This is a genomic window from Pseudomonas sp. Z5-35 (genome assembly GCF_051131945.1).
In the GTDB taxonomy this organism is placed as follows: domain Bacteria; phylum Pseudomonadota; class Gammaproteobacteria; order Pseudomonadales; family Pseudomonadaceae; genus Aquipseudomonas; species Aquipseudomonas marvdashtae.
Genome location: NZ_CP071640.1, coordinates 4,580,128 through 4,593,461 on the forward strand (window position 1 = coordinate 4,580,128; position 13,334 = coordinate 4,593,461).

Annotated in this window: 15 protein-coding genes; 7 read left to right on the top strand and 8 right to left on the bottom strand. The window is 61.8% G+C overall.

From position 1 onward, the window contains the following. Window positions 1–282, bottom strand: a complete 282-nt coding sequence (locus J3P95_RS21015) for a hypothetical protein (RefSeq protein ID WP_434558604.1) — start codon at window positions 280–282, stop codon at window positions 1–3. A gap of 217 nt (window positions 283–499) precedes the next feature. Between J3P95_RS21015 and J3P95_RS21020 the strand changes: the two genes are divergently transcribed. Beyond that, entirely contained in the window at window positions 500–706 is a 207-nt protein-coding gene (locus tag J3P95_RS21020) for a hypothetical protein (RefSeq protein WP_046063543.1), read from the top strand. Between the two features lie 53 nt (window positions 707–759). Here the strand turns inward: J3P95_RS21020 and J3P95_RS21025 are convergent, their stop codons facing one another. Beyond that, window positions 760–1,344: a YajG family lipoprotein gene (locus J3P95_RS21025; RefSeq protein ID WP_186612372.1), complete on the bottom strand. Its 585-nt coding sequence runs from the start codon at window positions 1,342–1,344 to the stop codon at window positions 760–762. 206 nt (window positions 1,345–1,550) lie between these two features. Here J3P95_RS21025 and J3P95_RS21030 point away from each other — a divergent pair, with 206 nt between their 5' ends. Both J3P95_RS21030 and mqo read left to right on the top strand, forming a co-directional pair. Next, window positions 1,551–1,784: a hypothetical protein gene (locus J3P95_RS21030; protein ID WP_434558605.1), complete on the top strand. Its 234-nt coding sequence runs from the start codon at window positions 1,551–1,553 to the stop codon at window positions 1,782–1,784. A gap of 734 nt (window positions 1,785–2,518) precedes the next feature. Next, complete coding sequence (gene mqo, locus J3P95_RS21035) at window positions 2,519–4,027, top strand: malate dehydrogenase (quinone) (RefSeq protein ID WP_434579814.1); 1,509 nt, start codon at window positions 2,519–2,521, stop codon at window positions 4,025–4,027. A 113-nt stretch (window positions 4,028–4,140) separates the two neighbouring features. On the opposite strand, the gene J3P95_RS21040 is transcribed toward mqo, so the two are convergent. Beyond that, window positions 4,141–4,428 (bottom strand): PA4642 family protein, encoded by a 288-nt coding sequence (locus J3P95_RS21040; RefSeq protein WP_434579812.1) that lies wholly within the window; start codon window positions 4,426–4,428, stop codon window positions 4,141–4,143. A gap of 61 nt (window positions 4,429–4,489) precedes the next feature. Further along, a complete protein-coding gene (locus tag J3P95_RS21045; protein WP_434579810.1) occupies window positions 4,490–4,975 on the bottom strand; it encodes a hypothetical protein in 486 nt (161 codons plus the stop codon). Window positions 4,976–5,276: 301 nt separating this feature from the next. Between J3P95_RS21045 and dauA the strand changes: the two genes are divergently transcribed. Then, window positions 5,277–6,992 (top strand): C4-dicarboxylic acid transporter DauA, encoded by a 1,716-nt coding sequence (dauA, locus tag J3P95_RS21050; protein WP_434558609.1) that lies wholly within the window; start codon window positions 5,277–5,279, stop codon window positions 6,990–6,992. On the opposite strand, the gene J3P95_RS21055 is transcribed toward dauA, so the two are convergent. Together J3P95_RS21055 and J3P95_RS21060 are read right to left on the bottom strand one after the other, a co-directional pair. Continuing rightward, window positions 6,989–7,462 carry a WbuC family cupin fold metalloprotein gene (locus J3P95_RS21055; protein ID WP_434558610.1) on the bottom strand — a complete coding sequence of 158 codons (474 nt, stop codon included), beginning with the start codon at window positions 7,460–7,462 and terminating at the stop codon, window positions 6,989–6,991. The genes dauA and J3P95_RS21055 overlap by 4 nt on opposite strands. Window positions 7,463–7,467: 5 nt before the next feature. Then, entirely contained in the window at window positions 7,468–8,025 is a 558-nt protein-coding gene (locus J3P95_RS21060) for a hypoxanthine-guanine phosphoribosyltransferase (RefSeq protein ID WP_434558611.1), read from the bottom strand. A gap of 162 nt (window positions 8,026–8,187) precedes the next feature. Here J3P95_RS21060 and upp point away from each other — a divergent pair, with 162 nt between their 5' ends. Together upp and J3P95_RS21070 are read left to right on the top strand one after the other, a co-directional pair. Beyond that, window positions 8,188–8,826, top strand: coding sequence for a uracil phosphoribosyltransferase (upp, locus tag J3P95_RS21065; protein ID WP_434579807.1), 639 nt, complete (start codon window positions 8,188–8,190; stop codon window positions 8,824–8,826). A 2-nt stretch (window positions 8,827–8,828) separates the two neighbouring features. Next, a complete protein-coding gene (locus J3P95_RS21070) occupies window positions 8,829–10,103 on the top strand; it encodes a uracil-xanthine permease family protein (RefSeq protein WP_434558612.1) in 1,275 nt (424 codons plus the stop codon). A 54-nt stretch (window positions 10,104–10,157) separates the two neighbouring features. Here the strand turns inward: J3P95_RS21070 and hemH are convergent, their stop codons facing one another. Together hemH and J3P95_RS21080 are read right to left on the bottom strand one after the other, a co-directional pair. Then, window positions 10,158–11,183 (bottom strand): ferrochelatase, encoded by a 1,026-nt coding sequence (hemH, locus tag J3P95_RS21075; protein WP_434558613.1) that lies wholly within the window; start codon window positions 11,181–11,183, stop codon window positions 10,158–10,160. A gap of 13 nt (window positions 11,184–11,196) precedes the next feature. Then, window positions 11,197–12,096, bottom strand: a complete 900-nt coding sequence (locus tag J3P95_RS21080; protein ID WP_434558614.1) for a TIGR01777 family oxidoreductase — start codon at window positions 12,094–12,096, stop codon at window positions 11,197–11,199. Between the two features lie 197 nt (window positions 12,097–12,293). On the opposite strand from J3P95_RS21080, the gene J3P95_RS21085 reads away from it, so the two are divergent. Then, complete coding sequence (locus J3P95_RS21085) at window positions 12,294–13,280, top strand: NAD(P)/FAD-dependent oxidoreductase (protein ID WP_434558615.1); 987 nt, start codon at window positions 12,294–12,296, stop codon at window positions 13,278–13,280. Window positions 13,281–13,334: the final 54 nt, after the last annotated feature.

Here is a 13,334-nt window from a genome sequence, read left to right on the forward strand (position 1 = left end):
TCAGAGCTGAGTGCTGATCCACGACATCAGCAGTGCCAACCCCAGGCAGGCAAAACCGAACCGATAGAAAAACCGGTTCATGCGCTGGGTGGCCAGGTCCAGCAGCGCTTCGAATCGTTCATTGCTTTCGCTGCTACGCGCTTGGAGACAGGCCCGCGCCCGCTGTTCGCGGCGACGCGTTGCATGCAGCACCCAGCCACCCGGGCAGGCAAACAGCAGCGCAAGCAGGTTGATCAGTTTGGCGGGGTGGGCAGCGAACAACGAGAACAGTTGCAACGACATCACAAACCTCAAGGGAAAAACGGACGCCTGGCGCCCGGGGACCTACGAACAGGGCGCGGATTCTACCGAAAGCCCGCCGCCCTGCGCCGTTTTTTCCGACCAATAACGATCCCCGCCACGCCCCAGGGGTCGGGCTCATTTTTCTAATTTCAGCCGTCACGGTTTCGTCATATGGATAGGCCACCCTGTCGCCCTCCAAACCCACACGGAATCCGTCATGCTGCACGCCGAAAACCAGGACCGCCTCTACCTCATCAGCCCGAGCGATGAGCAACAAAACCTCGTCGGCAGTCTGTCCTTCAACGTACAGGATCGGCACTGGCTGGTGTATTGCGCCCTCGGCGGTCATCAACATGCCGATCTTCCCGAGACCGACCTGTTGACCGGGATCAGCGTGCTCGAATTCTATTCCCAGGCGGCGTGAAGATCGCGTCGACAAAAAAGCCCGCGTAAGCGGGCTTTTTCATGAGGCAGAACTTACTCAGCCAGCACCTGACCGATGGTCGGGTCCTTGAACAGACGGGTCAGGGCGTCGCTCAATACATCGCTGACCAACTTGGTGTTGGTGTCCTGGTTGGGCGCCATGCCGAAGCGCTGGTCCAGCGAAGCACCGTAGCGACCGCTGTAGCGGCGGCTCGCGTTCTGCACGTCGGAGCGGAAGGTCGCACCGATCGTCGCTTCGGTCACGTACATGCCTTCCTTGGGCGACTGATATTTCAGCTCGGCCAGGGTCACGGTCAGTTGCGGCGCGTTCATTGCGTTGGCGGTCGGGGTGAAGCCCAGCAAACGCACGGCCGCCTCGGCCTGGGCCTGCAACTTGGGCAGGATCTGCGCGCCCTGCACCGTGATCACGCTGGTTTCCGGGTACAACCCGCCACGGGTACCCAGGGTCGGCGACGGACGACCGTCGACAACCCGCACCACCACCGGCTGGCCACGACCCACCGGTGCCAGCTGGGCGTTGAGCTTGGGTTCCGGGTTAAGTTGTTGCGGGCTGTGGGCACAGCCGACAAGGGTCAGACTGGTCACGGCGATCAAACCGAACAACAGGCGTTGCAACATGCTTTTCTCTCCAGAATCGGGCACAGACAGGCCGGCAGTATAGCGGTGCGCCATCGCGGCGAACTAGCGTCGCAGCATGAATACTGCAAAGTCTGACATGGGCCGCGCCGGGCGGTTCCTGTCACCCGGTTGTCATGGTCCTTACACCGGTGTGTCATGGCCGGCTGTCAGGCTGTCCTCAAGCTCCTTCGACACGGTATCCGACCATGCGCTATCTCATCTCCCTGTTCACCCCACGCCCACATCACCGCTGCTTTGCCCTGCTGGACCGCAGCGGTCGTTGCCAGGCATTCAAGCAATGCAGCTTGCAGCCCATGGGCGATGGCTGGGTGGAAATCGAAGAGATCCGTCTCAACTGGCTGCATCAACCATTGCCCGCCAGCGCCTTGGTACAAGCCCCCCGCGCTCGTTCGCGTAGCCGGCAACTGTTGGCCGTCTGACCGCAAGGCTAATAAAAGTCATAAAACCCGACCATTTCCGCGCGTTTCTTCGTTACAATCTCCCCCCGATTATAAGGACGTCTCCTGATCGGGCCCCGCAACGCCGCTGATGCGCTTGTATTGGCACCCCGCACCGCCCACAGAGAGCCGCCCACACAGATCGAGTGAAGCTGGCGCGCTTGCTGTTTCCCTGGCAAATCACCACTTTTCGCGAATCTGCAGAGCTGTCATTACGCTCGGTCACTGAGCTGTCTGCCCGTTTTGCCTGTCATGTACTTCATGGGGGCAACCAAACCGGGCACGGTGCCAGGCTGGGACAGCCCTTTTTTGAGGTTCACGTCTTCAAAAGAGCGTGAAAAAACGGGTTTTCACAACTTCACAAGAGTGTGGCGAGCAAATGAAGAGTTTTGCGTCTGAACAAGCACCATTGGCGTCTGGAACAGCCCAACGACACAGGACCGGATATCGCTCAAGAACCGGCGCCTGAAGCCTGTCCGCTACGGATTTGGTTGCACGAACGGATGTCTCGGCCATAAGTCGAATTGCCTGCCCGGCGCTTAAATGAGTTCATGGGACTCTTGAGGCCAGGCTGCATGCATCCGCAGTGTTGCGAAGAATTGCGAAGATTCGGACATGGCGATCCTGGCCATGGATACCTGGGGCGCAACTGACCTGCCCCGCTTCCTGGCCGCTATGCCGACAATTTGGTGCTGCAGATTTTGGAGACGCGTTAAATGGCGCATAACGAAGCAGTCGATGTAGTTCTGGTAGGGGCCGGCATCATGAGTGCCACCCTGGCCGTGCTGCTCAAGGAGCTCGACCCCGCGATTTCGCTGGAAGTCGTCGAGCTGATGGACTCGGGTGCCGCGGAGAGTTCCAATCCCTGGAACAACGCCGGTACCGGCCACGCCGGGCTGTGTGAGCTCAATTACACGCCCCAGGCCGCCGATGGCAGTGTCGACATCAAGAAAGCCGTGCACATCAACACCCAGTTTGAAGTGTCGAAGCAGTTCTGGACGTACTTGACCAGGAAAGGCACGTTCGGCTCCTCGAAATCCTTCATTGCCCCGGTGCCGCACCTGAGCTTCGTGCAGGGCAAAAAAGGCGTTGAGTTCCTGAAGAAGCGCTTCGAGCTGATGAGCCAGCATCACGCCTTCGCCGACATGGAATACACCGAAGACCGCGACCAGATGGCCGAGTGGATGCCGCTGATGATGCCAGGCCGCCCGGCTGACGAAGTCATCGCCGCCACACGCGTCATGAACGGCACCGACGTCAACTTCGGCGCCCTGACCAATCAGTTGCTCCAGCACCTGGGTAGCGCACCGGACACCCAGATCAAATACTGCAAGCGCGTTACCGGCCTCAAGCGCAACGGCAGCGGTTGGACCGTCAGCATCAAGGACGTCAACAGCGGCAACACCCGGGAAGTGGACGCCAAGTTCGTGTTCCTCGGCGCCGGTGGGGCGGCATTGCCGCTGCTGCAAGCCTCGGGCATTGAAGAAAGCAAGGGCTTCGGCGGCTTCCCGGTCAGCGGCCAGTGGCTGCGTTGCGACAATCCGGAAGTGGTCAAGCACCACCAGGCCAAGGTCTACAGCCAAGCCGCGGTAGGCTCGCCGCCGATGTCGGTGCCGCACCTGGACACCCGCGTGGTCGACGGCAAGAAATCCCTGCTGTTCGGGCCATACGCCGGTTTCACCACCAAGTTCCTCAAGCACGGCTCGATCATGGACCTGCCATTGTCGGTACGCGCCGGCAACATCGGCCCGATGCTGGCCGTGGCCCGGGACAATATGGACCTGACCAAGTACCTGATCAGCGAAGTGATGCAGTCGATGGAGCAACGCCTGGAATCCCTGCGTCGCTTCTACCCCGAGGCGAAAGCCGAAGACTGGCGCCTGGAAGTGGCCGGCCAGCGGGTACAGATCATCAAGAAAGACCCGAAGAAAGGCGGCGTCTTGCAATTCGGTACCGAACTGGTCGCGGCCAAGGACGGCAGCCTCGCCGCCCTGCTCGGCGCCTCGCCAGGCGCTTCGGTCACCGTTTCGATCATGCTGGAACTGATCGAGCGCTGCTTCCCGGACAAAGCCAAGGGTGAGTGGGCGGCCAAGCTCGCGGAGATCTTCCCGGCCCGGGAAAAAGTGCTGGAAACCGATGCGGCGCTGTATCGCAAGGTCAGCGCGCAAAACAACGTTGCGCTGGAACTGGTTGAAGAAAGTAGCGAGACCCAAAGCTACGCTTGATTCGACTGGATAAAAAAACGCCCCGTTCTCCTTGAGAGCGGGGCGTTTTTTTTAGACGCTTTCGTGGCGAGGGAGCTTGCTCCCGCTGGCCTGCGAAGCAGGCCCTGAATCAATCAGCCACGCGCCTTCTTGATCAACTCGATGTATTCCTCGGCATTACGCTGGTCCTGGGTCAACGCAACGAAATCATTACCGTGCTCATCCCTGCCGTTGAGGTCGTGACCGGCCTCGACGAAGAACGTCAGGAAGCGCTCGAAGTCGTCGACACGCAGCCCACGGTAGGCCTTGATCAGTTTGTGCAGCGACGGCGAAGTGGCATCGACCGGCTCGAAATTGAGGAACAGCTTGATCTGTTCGTCGCCAATCTCGTCACCAATCACTTGTTTCTTGTCTTTACGCATTGCCGGCTCCAGCTCGCACAGTTCACGGGGCGGGCAGTTTACCCCCGGCGGGCCTCGCGGCTCAACGCGGGCGTGCGGCGCCGGTGTGCAGGTCCGCCCAGATATGGCCGTTGGCGTAGCTGAGAAACTGCACGTACACCGTGTCGTTGCGCAACAGATCGATCACCACCCGGTACTGGGCCTGTGGATAAGACAGCGTCAGGGTCTTGCTCGCCTCGTCGTAGACCGGTTTCTTCAGGCTTTTGCTTTCACCGTCGAAATTGAGGATCACCTGGCTGATGGTGGCCCCCTTGTTCAACGGCTTGCCCTTGAGGCGCACCATCAACGGCGACGTGACCGGGATCGGCTGCTGGTTGGACGGCCGCTGGTTGCCCAGCACCACCGAGTAATCGGTGACTTGCAGCAACTGCTGCTGTTCAGGCTGTTCCTGGCGCGCCACCAGATCATCGGGAGGCAGGAACTGGCTGTGCATCGGCGCGGCAATGGCCAGCAACGGCAAGCTGGTTAGCAGCAGCAAAGTGGCGCAGCGGCGGATCGATACACGCATGACAGGCTCCGGAGTCTTGGGCGGGCACTCTAGCATGCGCACGGACGGTAAAAATAAGCGACCCGGATCAATACATCCGGGCAGCGGGCGCGGCATACTCGATGTGCCATCAGCCCCGGCGCCGAACAGATGCCGTTGTGGCGAGGGAGCTTGCTCCCGCTGGGTTGCGCAGCAGCCCCAAAAAGCCTGACGCGATTCCCCAGACGGAACGCGTCAACCGGTTTTACGACGGCTGCGCCGCCGAGCGGGAGCAAGCTCCCTCGCCACGGGGCCAGTGCCACCCCCCTTGCGAGGAGTATTCATGTCTTTCTCCGCCCCTCCGTTATTCTCCGCCTGGCGCCAAGCCTGGCGTGCCGGTTACACCCTGGAACGCTTGCGCGGCGATCTGGTGGCCGGGCTTACGGTCGGCATCATCGCCATCCCCCTGGCCATGGCCCTGGCAATCGCCGTTGGCGTGCCACCGCAGCATGGCCTGTACACGGTGCTGGTGGCCGCCCCCTTGATTGCGCTGACCGGCGGCTCGCGCTTCAACGTGAGCGGGCCAACGGCGGCATTCGTCGTCATCCTGCTGCCTATCACTCAGCAATACGGGCTGGGCGGCCTGCTGTTGTGCACCATGCTTGCCGGCCTGATCCTGATCGCCCTGGGCCTGGTGCGCGCGGGGCGATTGATCCAGTACATTCCTTATCCAGTGATCCTCGGTTTCACCGCAGGCATCGGCGTGGTCATCGCGACCCTGCAACTGAAGGATTTGCTCGGCCTGAGCACCGCAGGCCACGCCAAACACTACATCGAGCAATTGGGCGAGTTGATCGTGGCGCTGCCCGGTGCCCGTCTTGGCGATGGGGTCATCGGCGTCGTGTGCCTGGCGGTGCTGATTGCCTGGCCGCGCTGGGTGCCACGGGTTCCCGGGCATTTAGTGGCGTTGCTGGTCGGCACACTGTTGGGCCTGGCGATGGAGCGCGCGGGATGGCCGATCGCGACGCTGGGCGAACGCTTCAGTTATATCGTCGATGGCGTCGCCTATCCCGGCATCCCGCCATTCTTACCGAGCTTCGACTGGCCCTGGAATCTGCCGGATGGCCAAGGCCGGCCGTTGATCCTGTCCTATGACCTGCTCCGCCAATTGCTGGCGCCCGCCTTCGCCATCGCCATGCTCGGCGCCATCGAATCGCTGTTGTGCGCCGTGGTGGCGGATGGCATGACCGGCAGCAAACACGATCCCAACGCCGAACTGATAGGCCAGGGCCTGGGCAATCTCGTCGCCCCGCTGTTCGGCGGCATTACCGCCACCGCCGCCATTGCCCGCAGCGCCACCAACGTGCGCAGCGGCGCGTCGTCACCGCTGGCGGCGATCATTCACAGCCTGGTGGTGCTGGTGGCGATTGTGCTGTTGGCGCCGCTGTTCAGTTATTTGCCCATGGCTGCATTGGCGGCGCTGCTGGTGATAGTCGCGTGGAACATGAGCGAGGCCGGGCATGTGCTGCATACGCTGCGCATCGCTCCGCGCAGCGACGTACTGGTGCTGCTGACCTGCCTGAGCCTGACTGTGCTGTTCGACATGGTGCTGGCCGTCGCTGTCGGCCTGTTGCTGGCCGCCGGGCTGTTCATCAAGCGCATGAGCGAACTGACCGACAGCGCCGAGTTGCCACGCCATGCCCACCAGGCCCTGCTGAACCTGCCCGAACACGTTCGTTGCTACGCCATTCGCGGGCCGCTGTTTTTTGGCGCGGCGGAAAAGGCCTTGGACGTATTGCGCCGGTTCGACCCCGGCGTTCGGGTGGTGATCGTGGACATGAGCGCCGTGCCGATGCTGGACATGACTGCCCTGGTCGCGCTGGAAAATATCCTGCGCGATTATCGCAAGCAGGGCATCGGCCTGATCCTGGTGGGGACAGCGCCACGGGTGCGCCTGAAGCTGCGCCGCGCGGGGCTTCATCGCGAACAGCGTCAATTGGTGTATGTACAGAGCCTGGAGCAGGCGCGGGTCAAGAGCGAGAAATGGCTCGCCGCCTAGTCGAACTGGGCGCGCATCCAGGCTTGGTACTGCGCCACGCCCGCTTCGCCTTCGCGCGGCGCCCAGTGGGCCAGTTCGCCGTCGCCGACGGGCCGGTAAGGGCCGGCCTTGCATTCGAACATCAGGCTGTCCGCTTCGAGCACCACCAGGCCGTGATACACGCCTGCCGGCAGGTCGACACCGAGGCAATCGCCGCCGGCCTGGAGGATTCGCTTGTCGATTACCGTCCCGGCTTGGTCAAAAATCAACACACCGAGCCGGCCCTTGAGCACCAGCAGGGTTTCCGCCTTGTCGGCGCTCAAGTGGCGATGCGGCGGGATGTAGGTCGACGGTTGCAAGCCAACCGCCAGGCGATGGCATGGCTCATCCATCTCATGGAAGTTATGGTGCTGTCGCCCGCGAGGACTGGCCGCGGCTTTCCCGGCCAACTCATCGAACAAGGCTTGATCCAGGAAGGCCGGCGCAGTCATTGGATTTACATCCCTTTGACGGCGAAAATACCGTTAGCGTTGCGCCAGTAGCCTTTGTAGTCCATGCCGTAGCCGAAGATGTAGCGATCGATGCATGGCAAGCCGACGAAATCGGCCTTCAGGTCGGGACGGGCCTTGCGGTCGTGGTCCTTGTCGATCAGCACAGCAGTGTGCACCGCGCGAGCGCCGGCGTGTCTGCAGAAATCGATGATCGCGCCCAAGGTATGCCCTTCGTCGAGGATGTCATCGATGATCAGCACGTCGCGGTCGATGAACGAGACTTCCGGCTTGGCTTTCCAGAACAGATCGCCGCCGCTGGTTTCGTTGCGATAACGGGTGGCGTGCAGGTAGGACGCTTCCAATGGGAAATTCAGGTAGGTCAGCAGCTTGCCGGAGAAAATCAGCCCGCCGTTCATGACACAGAACACCACCGGATTGCTCTCGGCCAACTGATCGTTGATTTGCGCACCGACACGGGCGATGGCCGCTTCGACTTCAGCTTCGGTGTACAGGCAGTCAGCCTCTCGCATGACTTGACGGATATGCTCGAGATCAGCGGACATGGCGCTCTCCAAGGGTGGCGTTTGCGGAAAAGCCGGCAAAGGTACGCATCCCGCCCGGCCAGATCAAGCGTTTGTGGACTAACGTTCTGTATTGTCTATAGGACAACACCCTCGGATAGATTAATCTAGGCCGGTTTTTTGCCCGCCGCCGGAGCCTTCCCCATGCCCATCCTCGAGATCCGCCACCCGCTGATCAGACATAAACTCGGCCTGATGCGCCGCGCTGACATCAGCACGAAGAACTTCCGCGAACTCGCCCAGGAAGTCGGTGCCCTGCTCACCTACGAAGCCACCAAGGACCTGCCGCTGGAATCCTACGAGATCGCCGGTTGGGCCGGCACGGTACAAGTGGAAAAAATAGCCGGGAAGAAAATCACCGTGGTGCCGATCCTGCGCGCCGGCATCGGCATGCTCGAAGGCGTGCTCAGCCTGATCCCAGGCGCCAAGGTCAGCGCTGTCGGCGTGGCTCGCAATGAGCAGACCCTGCGGGCCCACACCTACCTGGAAAAACTGGTGCCCGAGATCGACGAGCGCCTGGCGATGATCATCGACCCGATGCTCGCCACGGGCAGCTCGATGGTCGCCACCATCGACCTGTTGAAGAAGGCCGGCTGCCGGGACATCCGCGCCATGGTGCTGGTCGCTGCGCCCGAAGGCATCAAGGCCGTCGAAGATGCCCACCCCGACGTGACCATCTACACCGCGTCCATCGATGAGAAACTCAACGAGCACGGCTACATCATCCCCGGCCTGGGCGACGCCGGCGACAAGATCTTCGGCACCAAGCAGAAGGACGCTTGAGCATGCAGGACGAATTCAACGATCCGCTCTGGCGCCAAGTGCTGTCCGGTGCGCAGATGCTCTTCGTCGCCTTTGGCGCGCTGGTGCTGATGCCGTTGATCACCGGCCTGGACCCGAACGTGGCGCTGTTCACGGCGGGCCTGGGGACGATCCTGTTCCAGATCGTCACCGGGCGCCAGGTGCCGGTGTTCCTGGCGTCGAGTTTTGCCTTTATCACGCCGATCATCCTCGCCAAGGGCCAATTTGGCCTGGCGGCGACCATGGGCGGCGTCATGGCGGCGGGTTTCGTCTATACGTTCCTGGGCCTGGCGGTGAAGATCAAGGGCACCGGGTTCATTGATCGGCTGCTGCCGCCGGTAGTCATCGGCCCGGTGATTATTTCCATCGGCCTGGCAATGGCGCCGATCGCCGCCAACATGGCGATGGGCAAGGCCGGCGACGGTTCCGAGCTGATTCCTTATCAAACCGCGATGCTGATTTCGATGCCGGCGTTGCTCACCACCCTGATCGTGGCAGTGTTCGGCAAAGGTATTTTCCGCCTGGTGCCGATCATCTCCGGCGTACTGGTGGGCTTTGCCATGGCGTTTTATTTCGGCGTGGTGGACACCGCGAAAATCGCCGCCGCGCCCTGGTTCGCCGTGCCGGCCTTCACCGCGCCGGAGTTCAACTGGCAAGCCATCCTGTTCATCGTGCCGGTAGCCCTCGCGCCGGCCATCGAGCACATCGGCGGAGTAATTGCCGTGGGCAGCGTGACCGGTCGCGATTACTTGAAGAAGCCCGGGCTGCATCGCACGCTGTTTGGCGACGGCATCGCCACCACTGCCGCCGGCCTGTTCGGCGGCCCGCCCAACACCACCTATGCCGAAGTCACTGGCGCGGTGATGCTGACCAAGAACTACAACCCGAAGATCATGACCTGGGCGTCTATTTTCGCCATCAGCCTGGCGTTCATCGGCAAGTTCGGTGCGCTGCTGCAAAGCATCCCGGTGCCGGTGATGGGCGGCATCTTGTGCCTGCTGTTCGGCTCGATCGCGGCGGTGGGCATGAACACCCTGATCCGTCATAAGATCGACCTGGGCGAAGCCCGCAACCTGGTGATCGTTTCGGTGACGCTGGTGTTCGGCATTGGCGGCGTGCTGGTGGGCACCGGCACGGGCCCGGACGATTTCGGCCTGAAGGGCATCGCGTTGTGCGCCGTGGTGGCGATTGCGCTGAACCTGATCTTGCCGGGCAATGATGGTTGGAAGCAGAAGAAGGCGGATGAGCCGCTGCTGTAAATCAACCAGTACCTAATGTGGCGAGGGAGCTTGCTCCCTCGCCACAGGTTTGTATTACAGCGCGATCGGTGCTCGCTCGCACAAGGTGCTCAACGCCTGCGCCCACTGCGGATCGTCATTGAGGCACGGCACCAGCACCAACTCCTCCCCTCCCGCTTCGCGGAACTGCTCGCGTCCACGGTCGCCGATTTCTTCCAGGGTTTCGATGCAATCAGCGACGAACGCCGGGCACATCACCAGGATTTTCTTCACGCCGCTCTTGGCCAGCTCGTCCAGGCGCGCTTCGGTATAGGGTTCGATCCACTTGGCGCGGCCCAGTCGCGACTGGAACGACACCGACCATTTGCCATCGGCCAATCCCATGCGCTGGGCGAACAGCTCGGCGGTGCGAATGCACTGGGCGCGGTAACACGTCGCCATGACTTGCGGCGGCGCATTCTTGCAGCAATCGGCGTCCTTGAAACAATGAAAACCCGTGGGATCGAGTTTGGTCAGGTGCCGTTCCGGCAGGCCGTGGAAGCTCAGCAACAAGTGATCGTAATCCTGCATCAGGTACGGCTTGGCGCTGGCAACCAGCGCATCGAGGTATTCCGGTTGATCATAAAAAGGCTGGAGAATCGAAAACTCGACATCGAGCTTCTTCTCAGCCACGACCCGCTTGGCTTCTTCGATGACCGTCGTGACGGTGCTGTCGGCAAACTGTGGATACAACGGCGCCAGCGTGATGCGCTTGTGGCCCTGGCTCGCCAGGCGCACCAGGGTTGATTCAATGGACGGCTCGCCGTAACGCATCGCCAGTTCTACCGGACCCTGCGTCCATTGGGCGGTCATGGCCTGTTGCAAGCGGCGACTGAGCACCACCAGCGGCGAGCCCTCTTCCCACCAGATCGACGCATAAGCGTGGGCCGACTGCTCGGGGCGCTTGATCAGGATCAGCGACACCAACAACCGTCGCACCGGCCATGGCAGGTCGATGACGTACGGGTCCATCAGGAATTGGTTGAGATAGCGGCGCACATCGGCCACCGAGGTGGAGGCCGGCGAACCCAGATTCACCAGAAGCAACGCGTGATCGGTCATGCAACGTCCTATTTCAAAGGCGACCCGACAAATCTTCCAGGGCCGCAGGCAAATCAGTGAACCGGAATGAAAACCCCGCCGCCTGCAATCGGGCCGGCGTGGCGCGCTGGCCGCCCAGCAACAGCAATGACAACTCACCCAGCGCAATTTTCAGCGCCAGCTCCGGCATCGGCACCACGGCCGGCCGATGCAACACGTGCCCCAGGGCCTTGGCAAAATCTCGGTTGCGCACCGGGTTCGGCGCGCACGCATTATAAGGACCGCTGGCGTCACTGCGGTGCAGAAGAAAATCAATCAAAGCGATTTGATCGTCGATATGAACCCACGGCATCCACTGCCGCCCATTGCCGATACGCCCGCCCAGCGCCAGTTTGAACGGCAGCAACAGCCGCGACAAAAAGCCGCCCTCGGCGGACAGGACCAGACCCGTGCGAATCAGCACCACGCGTATGCCCATGGCCTCGGCTCGCTGTGCGGTCTCTTCCCAGGCGATGCACAGCTGGCTGGCGAAATCCTCGCTGACCGGCCCCGACTCCTCCGTCAATTCTCGCTCGCCACCGTCGCCGTACCAGCCCACGGCGGAACCGGAGATCAACACCTGCGGCTTTTGCTCACAACGCTCCAGCCAAGCGAGCAAAACCTCAGTCAGCGTGACGCGGCTGCTCCACAGCAACATCTTGCGCTTGTGCGTCCAAGGCCGATCGCCGATGGGCGCGCCAGCCAGGTTGACCACCGCATCGACCGGCTCGCCAATCTCGTCGAGCTTGGCAATGCCTTGCACCTGCGCCCCGCAGATTTCTGCCACTTGTTCGGGTCGACGACTCCATACTGTCAAGCGGTGTCCCTGCTCCAGCCAGTGCCGGCAGAGCTGACGTCCGATCAAACCAGTACCGCCGGTCAGCAATATGTGCATGAGGTGTTCCTCGCATCGCGTTTTACCCGGCCCATTAGTCTATTTTTATAAGTAGGCATTTTTCATATCGGACAGGGTCTGTGTTTAAACAATAGGACAACCTGCCAAAACGCGAACGGTAAAACTTATACCAAAAACCAAAATTGTACAGGATTAAACGACGGCGTAGTCTGTACAGAAAGGTAAACGAGGCGCTCATGACTGTACCTATCGCAATCATCGGCACCGGCATCGCCGGTTTATCAGCCGCCCAGGCCCTGACGGAGGCTGGGCATGTCATCCAACTCTTCGATAAAAGCCACGGCAGCGGCGGACGCATGTCGAGCAAACGCAGCGACGCCGGCGCCCTGGACATGGGCGCGCAATACTTCACCGCCCGCGACCGACGCTTCGTCACGGAAGTGCAGCGCTGGCAAGCCAACGGCTGGGCGGCTGAATGGAATCCGCAGCTCTATCACTTCCAGGACGGGCAGATGAGCCCCTCGCCCGACGAGCAGACCCGCTGGGTTGGCACCCCGCGCATGAGTGCGATTACCCGCGCCCTGCTTGGCGACCTGCAGGTGCAGTTTTCCTGCCGCATCACGGAAGTGTTTCGCGGCCAGGAACATTGGCATTTGCAGGACGCGGAAGGTTTCACCCACGGTCCCTTCGGCCAAGTCGTGATTGCTACGCCTGCGCCCCAGGCCACGGCATTGCTCGCGGCCGTGCCGAAGTTGGCCGGCGTTGCCGCCGGGGTAAAGATGGACCCCACCTGGGCCGTGGCGCTGGCCTTCGAAACACCGTTGGATACGCCCATGGAAGGCTGCTTCGTACAGGACAGTCCCCTCGACTGGCTGGCGCGCAACCGCAGCAAGCCGGGGCGCGACACCCGGCTCGATACCTGGGTGCTGCACGCCACCAGCGACTGGAGTCGCCAGCACATCGACATGTCCAAGGAAGCCGTCATCGAACACCTGCACGGCGCCTTCGCCGAACTGCTGCACAGCGCGATGCCTGCACCGAGCTTCAGCGTGGCTCACCGATGGCTGTACGCTCGCCCTGCCGGCAGCCATGAATGGGGAGCGCTGGCCGATGCCGACCTGGGCTTGTACGTATGCGGCGATTGGTGCTTGTCCGGCCGGGTCGAAGGGGCTTGGCTCAGTGGCCAGGATGCCGCCCGTCGTTTGCACGCCAGCCTTCAGTAAATCGTGTCACCTGCGTTGTTCGCTGCTGTCGAGTCAGACAGCAGCCCCTCTGCG